This is a genomic window from Actinomycetospora sp. CA-101289 (genome assembly GCF_050955895.1).
Taxonomy (GTDB): domain Bacteria; phylum Actinomycetota; class Actinomycetes; order Mycobacteriales; family Pseudonocardiaceae; genus Actinomycetospora.
This window is the reverse complement of record NZ_CP192093.1, coordinates 5,043,355-5,063,803: the sequence shown is the minus strand read 5'-3', so window position 1 is coordinate 5,063,803 and position 20,449 is coordinate 5,043,355. Positions and strand designations below refer to the sequence as shown.

General features: G+C 72.6%; 18 protein-coding genes. 13 read left to right on the top strand and 5 right to left on the bottom strand.

Annotated elements, in window-relative coordinates; genetic code table 11:
- Positions 1-21: 21 nt before the first annotated feature.
- Positions 22-1,236 carry an O-antigen ligase family protein gene (locus ACQPX6_RS25285; protein ID WP_433783366.1) on the top strand — a complete coding sequence of 405 codons (1,215 nt, stop codon included), beginning with the start codon at positions 22-24 and terminating at the stop codon, positions 1,234-1,236.
- Here ACQPX6_RS25285 and ACQPX6_RS25280 read toward each other — a convergent pair.
- Complete coding sequence (locus tag ACQPX6_RS25280) at positions 1,210-1,929, bottom strand: SGNH/GDSL hydrolase family protein (RefSeq protein ID WP_433783365.1); 720 nt, start codon at positions 1,927-1,929, stop codon at positions 1,210-1,212. The genes ACQPX6_RS25285 and ACQPX6_RS25280 overlap by 27 nt on opposite strands.
- A 722-nt stretch (positions 1,930-2,651) precedes the next feature.
- Here ACQPX6_RS25280 and ACQPX6_RS25275 point away from each other — a divergent pair.
- The 10 genes from ACQPX6_RS25275 to ACQPX6_RS25230 all read left to right on the top strand — a co-directional run bounded on the left by ACQPX6_RS25275 (position 2,652) and on the right by ACQPX6_RS25230 (position 14,665).
- Positions 2,652-4,073, top strand: coding sequence for a hypothetical protein (locus ACQPX6_RS25275; RefSeq protein ID WP_433783363.1), 1,422 nt, complete (start codon positions 2,652-2,654; stop codon positions 4,071-4,073).
- A gap of 143 nt (positions 4,074-4,216) precedes the next feature.
- Positions 4,217-5,560, top strand: a complete 1,344-nt coding sequence (locus ACQPX6_RS25270; protein ID WP_433783361.1) for a glycosyltransferase — start codon at positions 4,217-4,219, stop codon at positions 5,558-5,560.
- Positions 5,557-6,705 (top strand): glycosyltransferase, encoded by a 1,149-nt coding sequence (locus ACQPX6_RS25265; RefSeq protein ID WP_433783360.1) that lies wholly within the window; start codon positions 5,557-5,559, stop codon positions 6,703-6,705. Before ACQPX6_RS25270 ends, ACQPX6_RS25265 begins: the two co-directional genes overlap by 4 nt.
- Positions 6,705-7,454 (top strand): class I SAM-dependent methyltransferase, encoded by a 750-nt coding sequence (locus tag ACQPX6_RS25260; RefSeq protein ID WP_433783358.1) that lies wholly within the window; start codon positions 6,705-6,707, stop codon positions 7,452-7,454. Before ACQPX6_RS25265 ends, ACQPX6_RS25260 begins: the two co-directional genes overlap by 1 nt.
- Positions 7,451-8,128 (top strand): hypothetical protein, encoded by a 678-nt coding sequence (locus ACQPX6_RS25255; RefSeq protein WP_433783356.1) that lies wholly within the window; start codon positions 7,451-7,453, stop codon positions 8,126-8,128. Before ACQPX6_RS25260 ends, ACQPX6_RS25255 begins: the two co-directional genes overlap by 4 nt.
- Before the next feature lie 2 nt (positions 8,129-8,130).
- Positions 8,131-9,357: a hypothetical protein gene (locus tag ACQPX6_RS25250; protein WP_433783355.1), complete on the top strand. Its 1,227-nt coding sequence runs from the start codon at positions 8,131-8,133 to the stop codon at positions 9,355-9,357.
- Entirely contained in the window at positions 9,354-10,790 is a 1,437-nt protein-coding gene (locus ACQPX6_RS25245) for an O-antigen ligase family protein (protein WP_433783354.1), read from the top strand. Before ACQPX6_RS25250 ends, ACQPX6_RS25245 begins: the two co-directional genes overlap by 4 nt.
- Positions 10,787-12,406, top strand: a complete 1,620-nt coding sequence (locus tag ACQPX6_RS25240; RefSeq protein WP_433783353.1) for a polysaccharide biosynthesis tyrosine autokinase — start codon at positions 10,787-10,789, stop codon at positions 12,404-12,406. The genes ACQPX6_RS25245 and ACQPX6_RS25240 overlap by 4 nt, the downstream gene beginning before the upstream one ends.
- Positions 12,399-13,106: a hypothetical protein gene (locus ACQPX6_RS25235; RefSeq protein ID WP_433783352.1), complete on the top strand. Its 708-nt coding sequence runs from the start codon at positions 12,399-12,401 to the stop codon at positions 13,104-13,106. Before ACQPX6_RS25240 ends, ACQPX6_RS25235 begins: the two co-directional genes overlap by 8 nt.
- Positions 13,103-14,665, top strand: a complete 1,563-nt coding sequence (locus ACQPX6_RS25230) for a hypothetical protein (RefSeq protein ID WP_433783350.1) — start codon at positions 13,103-13,105, stop codon at positions 14,663-14,665. The genes ACQPX6_RS25235 and ACQPX6_RS25230 overlap by 4 nt, the downstream gene beginning before the upstream one ends.
- Positions 14,666-14,683: 18 nt before the next feature.
- On the opposite strand, the gene ACQPX6_RS25225 is transcribed toward ACQPX6_RS25230, so the two are convergent.
- Positions 14,684-15,064: a sigma factor-like helix-turn-helix DNA-binding protein gene (locus ACQPX6_RS25225; RefSeq protein ID WP_433783349.1), complete on the bottom strand. Its 381-nt coding sequence runs from the start codon at positions 15,062-15,064 to the stop codon at positions 14,684-14,686.
- A gap of 732 nt (positions 15,065-15,796) precedes the next feature.
- Between ACQPX6_RS25225 and ACQPX6_RS25220 the strand changes: the two genes are divergently transcribed.
- Positions 15,797-16,408: a sigma-70 family RNA polymerase sigma factor gene (locus ACQPX6_RS25220; protein ID WP_433783348.1), complete on the top strand. Its 612-nt coding sequence runs from the start codon at positions 15,797-15,799 to the stop codon at positions 16,406-16,408.
- Between the two features lie 7 nt (positions 16,409-16,415).
- On the opposite strand, the gene ACQPX6_RS25215 is transcribed toward ACQPX6_RS25220, so the two are convergent.
- A complete protein-coding gene (locus ACQPX6_RS25215; RefSeq protein WP_433783347.1) occupies positions 16,416-16,697 on the bottom strand; it encodes a hypothetical protein in 282 nt (93 codons plus the stop codon).
- Between the two features lie 51 nt (positions 16,698-16,748).
- Complete coding sequence (locus ACQPX6_RS25210) at positions 16,749-17,411, bottom strand: phosphatase PAP2 family protein (RefSeq protein ID WP_433783345.1); 663 nt, start codon at positions 17,409-17,411, stop codon at positions 16,749-16,751.
- A gap of 133 nt (positions 17,412-17,544) precedes the next feature.
- On the opposite strand from ACQPX6_RS25210, the gene ACQPX6_RS25205 reads away from it, so the two are divergent.
- Entirely contained in the window at positions 17,545-18,588 is a 1,044-nt protein-coding gene (locus tag ACQPX6_RS25205) for a GNAT family N-acetyltransferase (protein ID WP_433783344.1), read from the top strand.
- A 93-nt stretch (positions 18,589-18,681) separates the two neighbouring features.
- Here ACQPX6_RS25205 and ACQPX6_RS25200 read toward each other — a convergent pair whose 3' ends face one another.
- A complete protein-coding gene (locus ACQPX6_RS25200; RefSeq protein WP_433783342.1) occupies positions 18,682-20,274 on the bottom strand; it encodes a family 16 glycosylhydrolase in 1,593 nt (530 codons plus the stop codon).
- Between the last annotated feature and the right edge of the window lie 175 nt (positions 20,275-20,449).

Genomic DNA, 20,449 nt, shown 5'->3' with positions numbered 1-20,449 from the left:
CTCGGGACTTGGTCTACTAGCGTGCTGGGCGCCAAGGTGGCGGCGATCGATTCATTTGGCAACGAGCAGTCAGTGTATCCCGGGTGGAAGAACCAGCTTGAGCAGATCGACGGACGGCTGCTGTTGCTCGTGTGCGCCGTCATCTTCCTGTTGAGCGCTCGCTCCACGAAGAGGCCATCTGTACCGGCTTTACTTGCCCTGACGCTCGTTGTTGTCGGAATGTTGTCGACTTACGCGGCTGGGGACGCGTACCTGACGTCCGGTACCGCGATCTTGATCGGTATGCTGCTTGCATGCGCGTTCTTAGAGGGACGATCAGACGCACTTCTTGGTGTCGCGGTTGTAGCAGCCCTCACGGTCGGGTTAAGTCTCGCCGCAGGAATTTTTCAGCCTGAGTCGGTCTTTCTCGAATGTGTAGCCGACTATAAGTGCGGTCCTCTTGGGTATGTCTATTCAGGGGCCATGGGTGACTCTAATGGTCTCGCGCTTGTCCTGGCCGGCTCCCTTCCGTTCGTTTGGCTGGCACTCGCAGGGTGGACGCGTCACGCGCTGTGCATTGCTATGCTGGTGACGATCTGGTTTTCGGGAAGCCGCACCGGATTGTACGCAGCAGTGGCTACCTATAGCCTCATGCTGCTCTTACTCATCGGATCGCGTATCGGTGTACGTTTGGGGGCGACAAGCGTTCTTTCTGTCGCATCAACCGCAGCCTTCGTTGCTGGGGTAGCAATCCCGTGGGTCGGTCTGAGATTCGATGAACTGACGGGTCGACCGTATTTGTGGTATCTGGCGATTCAGGATGTGAATGAGCGCTGGCTTCTAGGCTCCGGGAGCCGTGCTTGGGCCGAAAAGTACACAGAGCAGGGACGGATTAGTATTGCCGCTACGTACAGCGCTCACAATCAATGGATCGACGTGTTGTTCTCTGGTGGAATTCTATCGTTCATGGTCCTGATTGTTCTACTTGCAGTTTGCATCGTTCAATCTCGTTCGCCCGCGTCAGTGGTCCTCCTGGTTTTCCCAGTCCTGGCTGGCGGGATCGCGGAACGTCTATGGAACATTGGTGCGTCAGACTGGCTCTCGTTCCTCTACGTAGCCTTCCTGATCTACTGCAGGCCCTCTTCGGCCGATGACGATGAAGCCGGAGAAGTGGGGGGTGCAGCTAGGGCTGCAGGGACCTCGGCCCGGGCGATAGCGCGTCTGCAGTCTTCAGCTGTCGCGCAAGGCACGTCTTAATGTCCGGCCAGCCTCGCGCGGCGGAGCTTTCACGGCGTGGCCCAGCGTCATGGCATGCCATCGAATCTTCTGCCAGCTAGTCAGGGGTGATCGTGGACCCGCCAGGTAACTTGGAAGTGTCGCGGACCACCCGAGGTCGCGGAGTTTCCAGGTTGCGGCATCAGCAAAGGCAAGTTGGCCTGCGGCTGTTGGGTGAATGCGGTCCGGGGCGACGTAGGCCGGCCCATATAGTTCTGGTGCTTGGACGACTTCTGCAGAATGCTGGATGGCACGCTGGCGGATGACGTCCCCAAACTGATGAATGCGCTTAACCCGGCGAAATCCGTAGGGTGCGATGGTAGGTAATGCACCGAGCCACAGCGGTGGCGTCATGACTAGAACAGTTCGTGCGATATCGCAAGCCCTCGCCAGAAGGCGATCGAAGCATTGCTCAAAGTCGTCGGGGTCGGCGCCCCTCAGTATGTCGTTGGTCCCGACGTAAACGAGCGCTAGTCGTGCCCCGTACGAGGCAGGGGGCAGTAAGTCTCTCTCGATCTCGGCGCAACTGGCTCCAGGTCGCGCAAAGAGTTCCACTGGTTCGTTGACGGCTCTGGCGACCCATTGCGCCCACGAAGCAAGGGGAAGGTTACTCGAGGGGAAGCCGCAGGAGTTCGTGATGCTGTCGCCTAGGCCGATGACCGCGCGAGACGTCATGCATAGATTGTGCCGCACTGCTGGCGCGGGTGGGTAGCCGGGCCACCGCGCTGTTGACGAAGGCACTGCACCAGCGGCCACAATGCAGCCGCCGGTAGTGTAATCGTTGGCGCTCTCGAGTTGCCTAACCTGGCGCGCCTTCACGCGATCTATCCGAAGGTGTCGACGGACGTCGCGTCGAGTGCTGAGGTCTCGCCGCGGGTGTGAACGGATTCTCCTCGTCTAGCGACGCTGTGTACGTCGCGCTGCCGGCAACGAAGCGGCGATCGGCGCTGATTATTCGAGCAGTGTCGGTGTCAGTTGGGGATGATCGTCGCGAGGTAACTGTGGGGGAGGGGGATCGTCTACTGGTGATGGACCGGTCGAGAGCCGATAGTTTTGGTGCGAGGGGCTGCGCTGTTCGTGTGGCACGCAGAAGCGGAGTAGTCGACCAGGTTCTAGGCGGCACTCGGTGTGGCGCGATGACGCACCTCCGGTGGTGCTTGGCTTCGGGGCGAGGGTCCGTGCTCAAGTGCACCGCGGCCCTACTGGTCCTCGCCCACGCGAACCTGCGTGAGCGCAGGCAAGGTGCCGATCGCTTGATAGGCCCTCGGCGAGCGACGGTGGTGGGCCTGGGCTGCAGGTAGGGAACGCGGTAACGGCTGCCTGTCGTGGGACGACAAGGGCGGCGACGCCAGGGTCACCCGTTCGGGTGGTGGCCGGCGCTGCTCCCCGGAGGGTCTGTGCACGAGCCGACGGTGGTCCTGTACGAGCTCAACGAGGTCCCGTGGACCCTGGTCGACGAGTTCGTCCGGCGCGAACCACGGTCGACGATCGCCGGCCTCCTGCGGCGCGGCACGACGTGGACCACCGTCAACGACGACGAGGCGCACCTGAGCCCGTGGCGCACCTGGCCGACGGTGCACCGTTCGATGTACACCGCCGACCACAACTCGTGGGAGCTCGGGCAGGACCCGGCCACCTTCCGGGGCGTCGACCTGTGGGACGCGCTCGACGCCGCCGGCATGGCGGTGGGCCTGTTCGGCGTGCTGCAGAGCTGGCCGCCGCGGGAGTTCGCGTCCGGCGGGTTCTGCGTCCCGGACACTTTCGCGTCCGACGCCTCGACCGTGCCGCCTGGGCTGTCGACGTTCCAGGACTTCAACCTGCGCATGACCTCGGAGAACGCGTTCTCCTCCGACGCCCCGCTCGCGCCGCGTGACCTCGCGCGGGTGGGCGTCGACCTCGTCCGCCGCGGCCTGACGCCCGACTCGGCCCGGCGCCTGGCGTGGCACCTCGTGCAGGAGCGCCGCGACGCCCGCCACCAGGCCGGGCGCGCGATGATGCAGGTGCTACCGGCGTTCGACCTGTACCGCGGGCTGCTGCGCACCCACCGCCCGCGGTTCAGCGCCTTCTTCACCAACCACGTCGCGGCGATGATGCACCGCTACTGGGGCGACGCCATGCCCGGCTACGCCGAGCAGTTCGAGTACGACGCCGACCCGGTCTACGGCTCGTTCGTCATCGACGCGATGCGCCTGGCCGACCGCCAGCTCCGGCGGATCGAGCGCGGGCTGCGCCCCGGCGACCGGCTGGTCGTCGCCTCGAGCATGGGTCAGGGGCCGATCGACCACCGCGTCGACGTCGCAGACCTGCTCGTCCTCGACGACGGACCCCGCCTCGCGGCGTTCCTCGGGTGCGGGCCGGCGGTGCAGCGGCTCGCGATGCACCCGATGTGCTCGCTGGAGTTCCACAGCGACGCCTCGGCCACGGCCGCCGCGGCGACGCTGGCCGAGGTCGTCGACCACGTCGGTCGCCCGCTGTTCGACACCATCGAGCGTCAGGGCGCGACGGTGCTGTTCCGCACGTCCTACGAGGCCGTCGCCGAGGACGATCCGCGCACCGCGCGCCGGACATCGGCGCCGGAGCACACCGCGTCCTACGACGAGCTGGGCCTGGCCGTGCGCGGCCGGCTCGGCGGCAGCAACACGGCCTACCACGTGCCCGAGGGCATCCTGCTGGACGTGCCGGCGCAGGGCGGCGACGGCGCCGACGCGCGCACGCCCCTCAGCGTGCTCGACGTGGCCCCGTCGCTGCTCGCCACCGTCTACGGCGTCGACGTCCCCGCCTCGATGAAGGGCGGCGTGGACGGCTCGCTCTTCCGCTGAACGGCCGTACACCCATCTCGGACAGGTCGCATTTCCGCAGCGTTCCTGTAACGGCCTTCTGGATGGCGGCGATTCCCCCCGGCATCACACGTGTGGGTGAAGGGGAGCAGCGTGACCGGTACCGACACGTCGGCAGCAGCCGCGTGAGCCGCCCGCTGGACGTCCTCGTCCTGGGCCTGAACTACGCGCCCGAGCCCACCGGCATCGCGCCCTACACCACGGGGATGGCCGGCTTCCTCGCCGACGCCGGGCACCGGGTCCACGTCGTCACCGGCCAGCCGCACTACCCGCAGTGGGCCGTGGCCGACGGCTACCGCAACGAGCGCGGCCACTCCTGGCACGGGTCGGTCGAGGTCACGCGCCTGCCGCATCCCGTGCCGAGCCGCCCGTCGGGCCGCACGCGCATCGCCATGGAGGCCGCGTTCGCCGCGCAGGCCGCCACCGTCGGCGGGCCGTCGCCCGACGTGATCGTGGCGGTCAGCCCCGCGCTGCTCACCGTCGGCGCCGCCCTGCGTCGCCGACGCCCGGGCCGCACGGCCGTCGGCGTCGTCGTCCAGGACCTCTACAGCCGCGCCGCGGTCGAGGCCGGCATCCTCACCGGCCGCGAGGCCGCCGCCACCGAGGCCCTCGAGCGCTGGCTCCTGCGCGGCGCCGACGGCGTCGTCGCCATCCACGAGAGCTTCCGCCGCTCGCTGGTGCGCCTCGGCGTCGACGCGCAGCGCGTCGCGACCATCCGCAACTGGACCCACACCGGCGCCGCCACCGGCGACCCCGAGGCCCTGCGCCGCGAGCTGGGCTGGGCGCCCGGCGAGGTCATCGCCCTGCACGCCGGCAACATGGGCGCCAAGCAGGGCCTGGAGAACGTCGTCGACGCCGCGCGGCTCGCCGCATCGCGCGGGCTGCCCGTGCGCTTCGTGCTGCTCGGCGCGGGCCACCAGCGCGACCACCTCGAGCGGCTCGGACGCGACCTGCCGACCCTGCAGTTCCTCGACCCGCTGCCCGACGGCGTGTTCGAGACCGCCCTGCGCGCCGCCGACGTCCTCGTGCTCAACGAACGGCCCGAGATCGCCGAGATGTGCGTGCCCAGCAAGCTGACCTCGTACTTCGCCGCCGGGCGGCCCGTCGTCGCGGCCAGCAGCGCGGCGAGCGCGGGCACCGCCGAGGTGCTGGTGTCCGGTGGCGGGGTCCCGGTGACGCCCGGCGAGCCGGGCGCGCTGCTCGACGCCGTGCTGGCCACCGTCGCCGACGAGACCGAGGCGCTCGCCATGGGGCTGCGCGGCCAGCTCTTCGCCCGCGACGCGCTGGCCGAGCGCGCCGCTCGCGACGCCTATGTGGGCTGGGTGGAGGGCCTCGCCGGCCGCGCACCCGCGGTCGAGGTGCCGCGCCCGCGCCGCCCCGACGCCCGCCGCTACGGCCGTCGCGCCCTGGGCCTGCGGCGGGTCGTGTCCCGCCCGGCCCGTCCGGCCGGGCTCGAGGACGCGTCGTGAGGATCGCCCTGGTCCACAGCTTCCACCGCGAGGACGTCCCCAGCGGCGAGAACGTCGTCGTGCGCCTGCAGGCCGAGGCGCTGCGGGAGGCCGGCCACGAGGTCACGGTCGTCGCGCGGTCCAACGACGAGCGCCGCCACCGGCCGGGCTACCGGGTCGAGTCGGCCGCCGTCGTCGCCTCCGGGCTCGGCCCCGACCCCCTCGACGAGCTGCGCGCGTTCCGGCCCGACGTCGTGCACGTCCACAACCTGTTCCCGAACTTCGGCACGCGCTGGGTGCACCGGTGGGACGGGCCGCTCGTGGCCACCGTGCACAACTACCGCGCGATGTGCGCCGCCGGGACGCTGCTGCGCGACGGGCAGCGCTGCACCGACTGCCGCACCGACCCGTGGGCCGGCGTGCGCCACCGCTGCTTCCAGGGCTCGCGGGTCGCGACGCTGCCACTCGCGCTCGCCGGCCGGGGCGGGGCCGCCGCGTCGCCGCCGCTCGCCCGCGCCGACCGCGTCGTCGCCATCTCGCAGCGCGCCGTCGACGAGTACGCCGCGGCCGGCGTCGACCCCGCGCGGTTCACGGTCGTCCCCAACGCGGTCGCCGACGTCCCGACCGCGGGCGTGCCCGGGTCGCGGTGGCTGTTCCTCGGCCGGCTCTCGGCGGAGAAGGGGCTGGGGGAGCTGCTCGCGGCGTGGCCCGAGGACGAGGCGCTCGACGTCGTCGGCGACGGCGAGCTCGCCGGCGAGCTGCGCGCGCTCCCGGTGCCCGCCGGGGTCCGCTTCCTCGGCGGCTTGGACAACGCCGAGGTCCGCGCCCGCCTCGGCGGCTACGCCGGGCTCGTCGTCCCGAGCCTGTGGCCCGAGGCGGGGCCGCCGCTGACCTACGTCGAGGCGCTCGCCGCGGGCGTCCCCGCGGTGGCCGTCGCGGGCAACGGGGCGGCCGACGACATCGACGTCCACGGCACGGGGGTCGTCGTCTCCCGGAGCCCCGAGACCGCCGAGCTCGCCGTGGCGCTCAAGGAGGTCCACCGCGACCGCACCCGCCTCGGGGCGCGCTGCCGGGCCGCCTACGAGGCCCGGTTCTCGACCACCGCGTGGGTGCAGGCCCTGCTGGACGTCTACGACGACGCCCGGCGCAGCAGACGGGGGACGTGATGGCGGAAGCGGGCAGCGGTCTCTACGCGTCGATCCTGCGGCGGCTCCTGGCCGAGGGCGTGATCGGGCGCTCCGACCGCGTGCTGGTGCAGTTCGCGGGGGAGTTCGACCAGGAGGTCACCCGCGAGCTCGGGCTCACCGACTGCACCTTCGTCAACCTCGCGCCCGACTCCCCGTCGAGCCGCCTCGACGGCGGCGTGCACGGCGACGCGCACGCGATGGACGTGCCCGACGGGGCCTTCGACCACGTCATCGGCCACGCCGGGCTGCACCACTGCAGCCGGCCGCACCAGGCCCTGCACGAGATGTACCGGATCGCGCGGAGGACGGTGGTCGTCGTGGAGAACCAGGACTCGCCGCTGATGCGCCTCGCGTGCCGTCTCGGGCTGGCCGGGGTATACGAGCACGACGCCGTGCGCGACGGCGGCGGCACCACCGGCGGCGTCGACGGCACGGGCACCCCGAACTTCGTCTACCGCTGGACCCGCCGCGAGGTGGTCAAGACGGTCAGCTCGTTCGACCCGGCCGTGCACGTGCCCATCGAGTTCCACGCCCACTGGCTGATCGGCTCCGACCGCGCGCTGACCCCGTCGATGCGCGGCGCCGTCGGCGGGCGCGAGGGCGTCATCGCCGCGATGAACGTCGGCCTCAACGGCCTCGCCCGCCGCCAGGGCAACATCTTCGGGTTCACGATCCGCAAGGACCTCGCAACCCGCCACCGCTGGATCCCCACCGAGGTGACCTCGTGATCCGTGCCCGCGCTCCCCGCCTGCTCCTGGCCGCGCTCGTCGTGTTCCTGCCGTCCGGCGCGCGCCGGTTCGTGCTGACCCGCCTGCTCGGCCACGACATCCACCCGGAAGCGACGGTCGGGCGCGCGTTCCTCGACGTCGACCACCTCGTGATGGGCGACCGCGCGCGCATCGGCAACCTCGTCGCCATCCGGGGCTGCGAGGAGGTCCGGCTCGGCACCGGCGCGGTGATCCACCTGCTGGTCTGGGTCAACTCCGTGCGTGCCTCGTCGGGGTACTTCCCGGGCTCCACGCGGCGGCCCGCGCTGATCCTGGGTGACCATGCCCTGATCACCATGCTGCACTTCATCGACGCCTGTGACCTCGTGCAGCTCGACGACTACGCCTGCATCGCCGGCTACGGGACGATCGTGCAGACCCACGCCGTGGACATGGAGGAGCTGCGGCAGTCGTCGACGCCGGTGCACATCGGGCACCACGCGCTGGTGGCCACGCGCGGGCTGCTGCTGCCCGGCGCGGACGTGCCCGACCGCGCGGTGGTGGCCGCGGGTGCCGTGGTGGGCGGCCGCCTCGAGGGGCACAAGATCTTCGCCGGCGTGCCCGCCAAGCCCGTGCGGGACGTGGACGTCGAGGGCGCGTTCTTCACCCGCGAGAACTTCTCCCACGTCTGGTGAGCATGTCGGGTCGGGGGGCGCTGGCGGGGGTCGCGGACCAGGTCGTCAGCTCGGGCAGCAACTACCTGACGGCGTTCCTGGCGTCGCTGGTGCTGCTGCCCGGCGACTTCGGGGCGTTCGTGGTGGCCTACGCCGTCGTCACCGTGGTGCTCGCGGGCGTGCGCGCGGTGGTGGGGGAGCCGCTGCTGGCGCACCTGCCGACGATCACCGAGGCGCGCCGGCGTGGCCTGGGGTCCTCGGCGCTGGGGCTGGCCCTGCTCCTGGGGCTCGGCGGGGCGCTGCTGTGCCTGGCCGCCGCCTGGTCGGGCGTCGCGATGCTCGCCGCGCTGGCCGCGTTCGTGCCGTGGGTGCCGGGCGCGCTGGTGGCCGACGCCGGGCGCTACGTGCTGCTCGCGCGCGGCGAGACCGGGCGTGCGCTGGTCGTCGACAGCGTGTGGGCGGTGGTGCAGCTCGCGGTGCTCGCCGGGGTGGCGCTCACGGGGAGCTGGTCCGTCGGGACGCTCGCGCTGGCCTGGGGCGTCGGCGGGATCGCGGCCGTCGTCGCGTTCCTGGTGGTGGCCGTCGAGCGCGTGCTTCCGCCGCGCGCGTGGTGGGTCGAGAGCCGTTACCTGTCGGGCTGGTTCACGCTGACCTCCGTGCTCGGCCAGGTGCAGATCTACCTCGTGCTGCTGCTCGCCGGCGCCGTGCTCGCCGCCGTCGACACCGCGGGCCTGCGGGCGGTGCAGCTGCTGGTGTTCCAGCCGGCGATCACCCTGATGGCCGCGCTGCTCGTCGTCGTCACGCCCGTCATGGCGAAGCTGTCCGCGGGCGGGGACCTCGCCGCGCTGCGCCGGGCGCGGCGCACGGCGCTGATCGCCATGGCCGGCGTCGGGCTCGTCGTGCTCGTCGCGGTGCCGCTGCGCGACGTCCTCATGGGGCTGCTCTTCCCCCGCTACACCGCCTACGCCGCGCTCGTGCTGCCGATCGCGCTGCAGACCGCGGTCGGCGGGCTGACCGTCCCGTTCCAGGCGCAGATCCGCGGTTACCGGCGCGGGCGGGCGCTGTTCGGGCTCCAGATCGTGCAGGCGGTGTCGCTGCTCGGTGCGGCCGCGATCGGTCTCGTGCTCGGCGGGGTGCTCGGCCTGGCCTGGGGCCTCGCGGCGGCCACCGTCGTCGCCCTCGTCGCGATGATCGCCACCGCGGCGCGGCTGACCCCTGCGCCGGCGGCGGCTCCGGCGATGGCGCCGTGACGGTGCCCGCGCCCGTGCGCGCCGCGTTCCCCGTGCTGCTCGCCGGGCTCCTCGCCGGCGTAGCCGTGGTCGGCGCGCTGATGGCCGACGCCCGGGGCTGGGCGCGCCTCGAGGTGGTGGTCGCCGGCGTCGTGTTCCTCGCGGTCGCCCTCGTCGTCGTCGCGGTGCGCGGGGTCGAGGACCTCGGGATCGGGCTGCTGTTCGTCGCGGTCACCACGGCGACGTGGAACGGCCTGTCGGGCGCCGCGGTGCCGGTCGCCCAGCCGGCGCTCGCCGCGGCGCTGCTCGTGCTCGTCGGGGTCGCGGTCGCCCAGCGGCGGCGGCTCGTCGTACCGGCGTGGGTGTGGGTGCTCGGCGGGGCGATCCTCCTCATCGCGGTGACCTCGACGTTCTGGCCCACCGACCCCGGCTACCTCTCCGCGCGCACGCGGGTCCCGGTGCCGGCGGAGGTCGCCGCGGCGATCCCGTCCTTCGAGGTCGCGAACCTGGTCAACGCGGTGCGCTGGCTGATCTCCGCGGTCGCGCTGCCCGTCGCGGTCTGCCTCGCAGTGACGTCTCGGCCCCGGCTCGCCGAGCGTCTCGCGACCGCCTGGGTGATCGGGTCGACGGTCAACGCCGCGGTCGCGGTCACCGACGAGCTCGGGGTCACCGCGATCAGCGCGCGGCTCGTCAGCATCGTCGACATCGGCGGGCGCCAGGCGGGCCTCGGCGCGCAGCCCAACCACCTCGCGCTGGCCGTCGCCCTCGTCGCGCCCGTGGTGACGTGGCGGGTGCTCACCTCGGTGGTGCGCTGGCCGTGGATCGTCGCGGGCGTCGTGCTCGCCGGCGGGCTGCTGTCGTCGGGGTCGCGGGGCGGGCTGGTCGCCGCCGTCCTCGGGATCGGGCTGACCGTGTTGAGCCTGTCCGCGGGACGCCGGGTCATCGCCCCGCTGCTCGGCGCGGTGGCGTGCACGGTGGCCGTCGTCTGGGCCGTGTTCCCCGCGCGGGTGGACGACCTGCTCGTCGCCCTGCGCCTGTCGGGCGCCGACAGCGCCGCCGAGAGCGACGCCGTGCGCAGCCAGATCGCCGACCAGGCCCTCGAGGACTGGGTGTACTCGCCGGTGCGGGGCATCGGCCTGCCGGTGGTCGCCGACGGGCACAACATCTACCTGCAGCTGCTCGCCGCCGGCGGGGTGCTGCTGCTGCTCGGCTTCGCCACCGCGATGGTCGGGTTCGCCCTCGACGGGCGGGACCTCGCGGCCGGCGGCGAGACGCTGGCGACCGTCCTCGTCGTGTGCACGGCCGTCTGGCTCGTCGTCGGTCTGGTGGAGAACCAGCTCACCGACGCGTTCCTCTACGTTCCCTTCGCCGTCGTCGCGGGCCTCGCGGCACGGCGCAGGACGAGGACGCCGGTGACTGAACAGCTCGTCCGTGGTCGGGGAGGACCGTCATGACGTTCAACGCGCTGCTGCGCGCGCTGCGCAGGCGCTGGCCGATGGTGGTGGCGGGCGTGCTCGTGGGCCTCATCGCCGCGGGCACGGTGACCCTGCTGCTGCCGAAGTCGTACGCGTCGACGGCGAGCGTCTACGTCACCGCCACCGACAGCTCGGTCAGCTCGCCCAACGCCTACCAGGGCAGCCTGTTCTCGCAGCAGAAGGTGAAGTCGTACTCGGAGATCGTCGTCTCCGACCGCGTGCTGCAGCCGGTGGTCGACCAGTACGCGCTGGGCTCCAGCACCGACTTCGCCGACCACGTCGTCGTCAGCGCCGAGAGCGACAGCACGGTCCTGCGCATCACCGTCGACGACGCGTCGCCGCAGCGCGCGGCCGAGATCGCCAACGCGGTGTCGGCGCGGTTCATCCAGGTGGTGGCCGAGCTCGAGCGCCCGCGCATCCCCGGCACCCCGCCCGCCGTGGACGTCGCCGTCGTCGACCAGGCCACGCCCGACGACGAGGCCGTCAGCCCGCGCCCGTTCCTCAACCTCGCCGTCGGGCTGGTGCTCGGCGTCGTCCTCGGCATCACCGCCGCGGTGCTGCGCACGGCCTACGACACCTCGCTGCGCACGGTCCCCGAGCTCACCGAGGCGACCGGCGCCCCCGCGCTCGGCGCGCTGCCGCTCGACTCCGGGCTCAAGGCGGGCCAGCCCGTCAGCGGCGCGCCGCAGGGCGGCTACGGCGAGGCGGTGCGCCGGGTGCGCACCAACCTCCTGTTCGCCGACGTCGACGAGCCGCCGGCGCTGATCACCGTCACGAGCTCGACCTCGGGGGAGGGCAAGACGACGCTGGTGCACGCGCTCGCCGCCGTGCTCGCGCCGACCTCGCGCGTCGCGGTGCTCGAGGGCGACCTGCGCCGCCCCGCCGCCGCGGAGCGCCTCGGTCTCGTCGCCGGCGTGGGGCTCACCGACGTGCTGGCCCGGCGCACCACGCTCGAGGAGGCCATCCAGCACTGGGGTCCCGGCGTCGACGTGCTCCCGGCGGGCAGTACGCCGCCCAACCCGAGCGAGCTGCTGTCCTCGCGGCAGATGCAGGACGTCCTCGACCGCCTGCGCGCCACCTACGACGTCGTGCTCGTCGACGCGCCGCCGCTGGGTCCCGTCGCCGACGCCGCGATCCTCGCCAGCCGCACCGACGGCGCGCTGCTGCTCTGCCGCGCCGGCGCCACCGGGCGCGAGCAGCTCACCGCGTCCACCGAGTCGCTCGCGGCGGTCGGCGCCCGGCTGTTCGGCGTCATCCTCACCATGACGGCGCCGACGAAGCGTGACGGCTACGACGACTACCGCGCGGCCCCGCGGGGCCAGGCCGCGCCGCCCGAGCGGTCGGCGCACGCGGCGGGCACCGGGCCCCAGCCGGTGGTGGACGTGCGGCCGGCGCCCGCGCGCGTGGCGGTGAGCGCGCGGCCGTCGCCGGGACGCCGGGCGGCTCCCGAGACCGAGGCCACCACCCAGGAGACCCGGCGCGACGCCTGGCGGCTGCCCCGGGGCGGGCCGCAGGCGGGTCCGCCGCCCGGCTCACCGCAGGGCGAGGCGCGGCGGGTCAACGGCCACGGCCCCCTGGACCCGAGCCGTGGGTGACGCTCGCCTGCGCCTCACCCGGCGCGGCGCGCTCGCGCTCGGGGGGCTGACCCTCGTGGCGGCGTGCGGCTCCGGCGCCGAGGTGGTGCCGGGCAACCGCCCCGCCGCCGCCACCCCGCGGCTGGCCACCCGGTGGGAGGGACGCCCGAACGGTCCGCTGCCCGCGACCGGCGATGAGGGCGTGGCGATCACGCCGATCCTCGCCGGGACCAGCGAGAACCCGTCGATCCGCAGCGGCGCGCTCGTCGGGAACCTGCCCGCCGACCGCGCCGCGGCCGCCTACGTCACCCAGCGTCTCGGGCGCCGGGTCGAGCGGATCGGCGCGCGCTACGCCTACGGGCGCGGGGACACCTCCGGGTCGCTCGCGCTCTTGGGGTGGACGGGCGAGGCCCTGCTCCAGGGCCACTGCCACATGGTGATCACGCCCGACCGGTGGATCGCCGGCGTCGTCACCGCGAACGAGGTCATCGAGATCGCGCAGGAGGACTTCGCCCGCCCCCTGCCCCAGGACGGCTCACCGCTGACCGTCGACATCGCCTTCGCCGGCTCCGCGGTGACCCTGTCGCTGCCCGACGGCTCGGTGAAGCAGGTGTCCGACCTTCGCTTCGCCGCGCCCGGCGGGGTCATGGCGGGCTGGGAGTTCTACAAGAACACCGCCGACGGGTGCGACGTCCGGCTCCTCGAGACGTGGGCCGGGTGACGCTGACGCGCGCGCCGGCCCGCGTCTCGCTGCTGGCGTGGGCCTGCGCGACGATCGCGCTCGGCGTCGGCGCCGTGAAGATCGTGAGCACGGTGCTCGCGCCCGGCCCGTTCCGCCTGCTCGCGTTCAACTCCGACGACGTGCACTACTACGTCCTCACCGCCCTGCACGCCGCGGCGGGCGACGGCTCCACGTTCGACGGGATCACGCCGACCAACGGCTACCAGCCGCTGTGGTTCCTGCTGCTCACCGCGGTGTTCCGGGTGCTCGGGGTCGACCGCGCCGGGGCGTACACGGCGACGATCGCCGTGCTCGTGGTGCTGTGGGTTGCGGCGCTCGCGCTGCTCTACCGGCTGGGTCGCGAGGTGCTGGGCACCGTCGGCACGCTCGCGGGGCTCGTCGGGTTCCTCGTGCACGCGCGCTGGTGGACAGGCTGCGAGAACGCGCTGGCGGTGGTCCTGCTGCTCGGGGTGGTCCTGCTGGTGCTCACGCGCCCGGTGCTGGTGGGGGCGCCGTCGACGCGGGCCGTGGCGTGGCTGGGGGTGCTGCTCGCGCTGCTGGTGCTGGCGCGGCTGGACACGGCAGTGCTGGTGGGCGTTCTGGCCCTGGTCTCGCTGTGGCGCTGGCGGGAGCGCCGCGGGGTGCTGCTCGTGCTGCTGGCGGGCCCGGCGGCGGTGACGCTCGGCGCGTACGCGCTGGTCGACCAGCTGGTGTTCGGCGTCCCGGTACCCGTGAGCGGGCTGGCCAAGCAGCTCGGGCCGCTGGGGCAGAACTGGTCGGTGCTCCGAGACTTCCTGCTCTACGGCCAGCTCGGCCCGCTGCCCCTGCTGTTCGGGGTGTCGGTGGTGGTGGCCGGGGGCGTGGCGTTCGCGCTGCTGGGGCGCGCGCTGCCCTCGCCGCTGGGGGAGCACGCGCCCGTCGTGCGCGACGTGCTGGCGGTGCTGCTGCTCGCCCAGGCCGGGCAGCTCCTCTACTACGCGGTCATGTCGTCGTGGGAGCTGCAGAGCTGGTACTTCTCGTTCGGCCTGGTGGCGCTGGTGATCGCGCTGGGCGTGATCGGGGCGCGGCTCTCGGCGGTGCGCTTCGTCCCTCATGTCGTCCTCGGGGCGTTGGCCCTGGCGCTGCTGGTGGTGACCGCGCACGAGGCGACCGCGCTCGACCCGGGCCCGCCGGACGCCTCGCCCTACGCCGCCGACATCGCCGCGGGGCAGTGGGCCGATGCTGCCCTCCCGCCGGGCACCGTCCTGGCGATGGGCGACTGGGCGGGCACCCTCGCCGCGTCCACCCGCCACCCGGTGGTCCAGCTCGAGGGACTGGTGACGTCGCCGGAGTACCTGCGGGCACTGCAGGACGGCACCGCGCGGTCGTGGCTGGCGGACCAGGGCGTCACCCACTACGCGCGCCTGACCCACCCCGGCGAGACCGTCGGGTGCCGGGTCGACGAGCCGTACTTCGGCCTCGGGCCGCGGGTGGCGTTCGACGTGTGCGGCCGGCCGCTCGTGTACCGGGGGACGGTGCAGGGCGTGATCGAGCTGCTGGTGTGGGACGTGCGGCGGTGATCGTCGACCCACCGCGTCTCACGGCGACGATCTGCTCGTCCGGCCAGCGGCCGACTCGTGGGCCGACGCCCGCCGGATCGTGACCAGGGCACGGTGCTCAGCGACCCGTACCGACGCGGGGGTGGACCCGAGGATGCGTGCCGTCTCCGTGGTGGTGAGCGCCCGCTGCACCCTGAGGAGCAGGACGGCCCGTTCGTGGTCAGGGAGGCGGTCGACGAGCTCGTTCATCCGGGAGGCCCGGCCGTCGTCGCCCCCGTCCGACCCCGAGGTCCGCGGCTCGGGGATCCGCGCTTGGCCGTTGCGCGTGCTGCGCGCGGCGATGCTGAAGACCAGGGACCAGAACTCCGCCCGCTCGTGCGCGAGGAGCCGATCCCGTGCGGCCGGGTCGTCCGCGGCCACCGCGGCCAGGAGGTCTGCCGACGGCCCGTCGACCGGAGCGGCCCTGCTCTGCGGCTCTGACACGTCGCCCCCCGCGAGACGCCTGCTTCGTCGAGCGTCCTGGTGCTCGTCGTCGGCGTGGGAGGCGGGGTCCGGGCTTCGCTGCCGACACTGTTGAACCTTCTTGCGTTCGTCGGTGGCGGACCGTATCAGCGCATCGTGAGCGAAAGCGAGACCCTCTTCTGTCCGATGGAGGAGTCGACATCGGAGATGAATGATCGAATTACTCTGTGTGCAATTCAGCGTTCCACATGTCGGGAAGGTGCCCCGCCTTTTCCGTCCTGTGACCGAACGGTGTCCTGATCTCGGCATGGTGATCGAGATCGGCTGGACGTCGTGTGGCCGGGGGAGGGGCTTCGCCCCTCGACGGCCGGTGCTCCCGGCTGCTGCGACCGGCGGCCAGTCGCCGTGCGGGGAACCAGTGGTGACTGTCGGTAGCTGAGTGCCGATTCCGGGAAGGAGTCGCGGAGCAGCATCGACGACATCCCGCTCCCGGGCCACGCGTGGTTACTCACCCGTACGCGTCGGAGGTGCCACTTTGCGTAGCACTTCGGCGCGGAATCTGATCACCGACTTCGCGTGGGGGACACGATCGCGGCCAAGACGTCTCGCCGGGAGTAACGGCGGCTGATACCGTTCGGGTGACGGGGGGTCACCAGCACGCGCCTGCCGTATTCGGGGGGAGGAGATGTCGTGCCTGTAGCGAACATAGATCTTGCCAGGGACTGCGAGGAGTCGATCGAGGAACTGGCGAGGACGGCCACGGGCGATTCCGCTGCTCTCGAACGGCTCCTCGCACGGATTCAGCCCGAGATCTCTCGCTATTGTCGGACACGTCTCGACAGCGGCTCCGCGGTGCACTCCGACGAGGACGTCGCCCAGGACGTCTGCCTGGCGATCGTGAAGGCACTGCCGAACTATCGGCACGAGAGCTCGACTTTCTGGTCGTTCGTCTTCAGCATTGCGTCGCGTCGAGTGACGGACAGTTACCGTCGGGCCCAGGTGAGCAGGAGCCACCTCCAGCTCACGGCCGATGTCCCGGACGTCCCGACGCCCGGCACGGGGCCCGAGGACGAGGCGCTGCGCCGCGAGCAGGCGGCCGTCATGGGCCGGCTGGTGTCCCGGCTGCCCCCGCACCAGCAGTCCGTCCTGCTCCTGCGCGTCCAGGTCGGTCTCTCGACGCAGGAGACGGCACGCGTCTTGTGCTCGACCCCCGGCGCGATCCGGGTGGCGCAGCACCGGGCGCTCTCGACGATCCGGCGGATGCTGCGCGAGGGCGACGAGGCGCGATCGATGGCGTCCTAGTGGGCGCTCAGAGCTCGTCGGGCGGGTGCAACGGGATCACGTGCACCTCGACGCCGATCATGCCGTCGCGATGGAGCTGCTCCCGCACCTGCGTGACCGCCGGACCCGTCTGGTGCCGCGCGAAGGGTCCGTAGGCGTGGGCGCCGCCCGCTGCCGGGTCGGCGACGAACACCACCCAGCTCTCCGTCCCGGGCAGGCCCAGGAACTGGTCGAGGGTGGCGCCGAGGTCCTCGGGCTCGACCGGCGCCCCCCTGCCTACTCCGGAGTCACGCTCCGTGGGCTCGTGCACGCCAGGACGGTCCCACGTCCGGCTCCGGCACACAGGGCTGGGCTCCCCTCGTCACCCCGGTGGAGCACCTCGGAGGTTCCCGACGAGGTCCCCGACGAGGTCGATGCCGAGCGACACCGCGAGGACCACCGCGACGGAGAGCAGGGCCCCGCCGATCGTGTCGGTCGTGTAGTGCCACTGGAGGGCGACGAGCGAGAGCGCGACCGCGAGCGACAGGCCCCCCGCGACGACCATCCCCGCGGCGCGCCACCGTCCCGGCCCGGAGGCCCGCAGGAGGACGAGGATCACCACGGTCGCCAGGGCCACCGCGCGCACCGTGTGGCCGCTGGGGAACGCGAGGTCGCCGTCGCTCAGGCGCCCCACCAGCGGCTTGATCGCGAACTCGGCGAGCAGTGCGGCGCATCCAGGCCCGAGGACCGCCAGTGCCGCGACCGACCAACGGCGCAGTGCCGCCGCCCAGATCGCGAGGACGGCGATCAGCGCGCCGCTGACGAGCGGGCTGCCCAGCACGACCACGAACGACCACACCTGGAGTGCCGTCGGGGAGGTCGCCGCCAGGGCCGGATCGAGCAGTGCGTCCACCCGGCCCGGCCCGTCGCCCCCGCGGTAGCGGAACCCCATCGCGGCGACGCCCGCGGCGCCGAGCGCGACGAGCGCGAGGGCCGCCCCTCGCCGCGCCCGCGGCAGCAGGCCCCCGGAGGTCACTGGGTCCACGCCGCCAGTGTGCTCCCGCCGTCGAGACCGACACCCGCGACATCGGGGACGTCCGTTGCGCGAACCAGTACATTCTGCGCAGTTCTATCCACTTCCGGGGCCCGTGGAGTCGGGCTGCCACACAGGGGGGGCCATGGGCAACGCGATCGCCGGGTCGGCGCTGCACCTCGAGCGGTGCCACCCGACCGACGACGACTGGCGAGCTCTCGACCGCCTCCCTGGGCGTGAGCTCTTCTCCACCCGCGCCTGGGTCGAGTTCCTGGTCGACACCCAGGGCGGCGAGCCCGTGGTGGCGAAGGTGGTGGCCGGGGAGCGGACGGTCGGCTGGTTCACCGGCCTCGTCGTCCGGCGCCTCGGGCTGCGCATCCTGGGCAGCCCCTTCCCGGGCTGGACGACCCCGTCGATGGGCTTCGCGTTCCTCGAGTCGGTCGATCCACGCGACGCGGCACGGGCGCTCCACCGGTTCGCGTTCCGGGACCTGGGGTGCGTCCACCTGGAGTTCTCCGACCGCTCGCTCCGGGAGGACGACCTCGCCGGCCTCGGTTTCCGGAGCACGCTCGCGATGACCTTCCAGCTGAAGCTGGGCACCGACGACGACATCTTCGGCGCCTTCACCAGCTCGTGCCGGCGCGCGGTGCGCAAGGCGGCGAAGACCGGCGTGGTGGTGGAGGAGGCGACGGGACCCGGCTTCGCCGAGGAGTACCTCGAACAGCTGACCGGCGTGTTCGCGCGCCAGGGCCTCGCTCCCACCTACGGCGTCGACCGGATCCGCTCGCTCGTCGACCACCTCGGTCCCACCGGGCGCCTGCTGCTGCTGCGGGCGCGGGACCCGGACGGCACGTCCATCGCGACCGGGATCTACCCCGCCGACGACGCCACGGCGTACTTCTTCGGCGGGGCCAGCGTGCGCGAGAAGCAGATCCTGCGGCCCAACGAGGCCCTGTTCTGGCACGCGATGCGCCACTGGCGGGACCGCGGGGTCGAGACCTTCGACTTCGGCGGCCGGGGTGACTACAAGCGCCGCTACGGCGGCACCGAGTTCTGGTACCCGGCGTTCCAGCGCTCCCGCTACCCGGGGCTCCCGGCGCTGCGCGGTGCTGCGCAGTGGTGGACCGCACGCCGCCAGCAGCTGCCGGGAGGGGCGCGCGAGGTGGCGTCGGACGGAGACGAGGCCTGACGAGGCCTGCGGACCGGGGTGACGACGGGAGACCGGCCGCCGGGCGTGCGCCCGACGGCCGGTCCCTCTCCTCGTCCGCCGCGTGGTCCGGGGCTACCGCATCGGGGTCTCGTACACCCGCACGTAGTCGATCAACATGTTGCGGGAGAAGGCGCCCGTGGGCGGCGTTCCGCCTGCTCCACCGACCGCGAGGTCGAGGATGATGCTCTGCGGGTGGGTCTGGATCCGGCTCCACAGCCCAGCCTGCCGGGCGTTGGCGTCAGCTGCGGTGATCGTGCGGATGACGGTGCCGTCCACCGAGAACTTGAGATAGCCGGTGGCGGAGTTGTCCCAGTCGAGCGCGTAGGTGTGCCAGGCGCTCACGTCGACGGGGGCGTGCGCGCCCCAGTTGACGTCCGCGCTCTCGCCGTAGTGCAGGTACGTGTTGATGTTCGACGGGTCGGGCCCACCGAAGTACTCGGCGATGTCGATCTCACCGTTCTGCGGCCACTCCTCGCCGCGGGTGGGGTCGCCCACCGTCCAGAAGGCCGGCCACATCCCGGAGCCCTTCGGCAGCTGCATCCGGGCTTCCCAGTGGCCGCCGAGCTGCTGGAACGTGGGGGTGCCGCCCGCGGCCCAGTTCAGCATCGTCAGCCGGCCGCTGCCGTAGCGGCACGGCGCGTTGCCGCACTGTGCCCCGGCGCCGTGGTTGGTGTCCGCGGTGATCACGAGGTTGGTGCCGTCCTGCCGCACGTGGTCGGCGCGGTACTCGACCTGCGTGGTGTTGCCGTTGCAGCCCGTCGGGTTGCGCCAGCAGGGGTCGGTGGAGAAAGCGCCGCCCCGCGTGCCGGTGGAGCCCGCGTTCGGGTCGGAGCCCGTGTGACCGTTGAACTCGTTGCCGAACGTGAGCAGGTTGGGTGCCGCGCCGACCGTGAAGATCTTGTGCGGGTCGAGGTTGTACCAGGTGCCGTTCACCTGCACCGCGACGAACGCCTCGTAGCTGCCGGCGCCGAAGGTCCGGGCGCCCGAGGTGAAGGTGTAGCCGCCGGACGGGACGGTGGCCGCCGTGGCGCCGGGGAAGTCCGCCTGCGTGCCTCCGACACCCCGGACCGCGACGGTGACCGCCTGGACGGCGACGCTCGCCCCCGTCGCGCGGAGACGGGCCGAGGCGTTGACCGACTGGCCCGACGTCGGCGAGGTCGGGACGGTGAGGGTGTCGACGACGACGCCGGGCGACGGGCTGCCGACCGTGAACGCCTTGTGCGGCTCGAGGTTGGTCCACGTCCCGTTGATCTGCACCGCAACGAAGGCGTCGTAGGTGCCCGCCGCGAACGTGCGTGCTCCCGAGTTGAACGTGTACCCCGACGTCGGGATCGACGCGGCCGTCGCGCCCGGGAAGTCGAACTGCGCGCCGGAGCTGTTCCGCACCGCGATGGTGATCGCCTGGACGGCCACGGTGCCGCTGGCGCCGTGCACGCGCGCCGACGCGCTGACCGACTGCCCGGCCTGCGCCGAGGTCGGCGTCACCAGGAGGTCGACCACCACGGCGGGCGCGGCGGACGCCGGCGGCGCCACGAGCGCGGACCCCGCCCCGGCGGAGAGCACCAGCGCCAGGAGCGTCGCGAGGACGACCAGGACGGGGTGCCGGCGACCGGGTCGAGCGGGCCGGGGGAGGTCATCAGGGCGTCGACGTCGCACACGTCGCATGGCGGTTCTCCTCGGGGTGGCCGTGGTGACGGCAGGGATGACGGGCCGCCGCGATCGCGGGGCCGGCGCTCCGACCCGCACGTCCCGGACGGGCACACCGGCGAGTCATCAACAGCTCAGCATCGGCGAGAACGTTTCTCCACCGTTTCTCCGAGAACCTGCGCAGACGCCTCTG

Bases quoted from the DNA above. Each gene is read 5' to 3' on its own strand.
- ACQPX6_RS25280 (WP_433783365.1), bottom strand. From the start codon at position 1,929: ATGACGTCTCGCGCGGTCATCGGCCTAGGCGACAGCATCACGAACTCC.
- ACQPX6_RS25260 (WP_433783358.1), top strand. From the start codon at position 6,705: ATGGCGGAAGCGGGCAGCGGTCTCTACGCGTCGATCCTGCGGCGGCTC.
- ACQPX6_RS25250 (WP_433783355.1), top strand. From the start codon at position 8,131: ATGTCGGGTCGGGGGGCGCTGGCGGGGGTCGCGGACCAGGTCGTCAGC.
- ACQPX6_RS25240 (WP_433783353.1), top strand. From the start codon at position 10,787: ATGACGTTCAACGCGCTGCTGCGCGCGCTGCGCAGGCGCTGGCCGATG.
- ACQPX6_RS25205 (WP_433783344.1), top strand. From the start codon at position 17,545: ATGGGCAACGCGATCGCCGGGTCGGCGCTGCACCTCGAGCGGTGCCAC.
- ACQPX6_RS25200 (WP_433783342.1), bottom strand. From the start codon at position 20,274: ATGCGACGTGTGCGACGTCGACGCCCTGATGACCTCCCCCGGCCCGCT.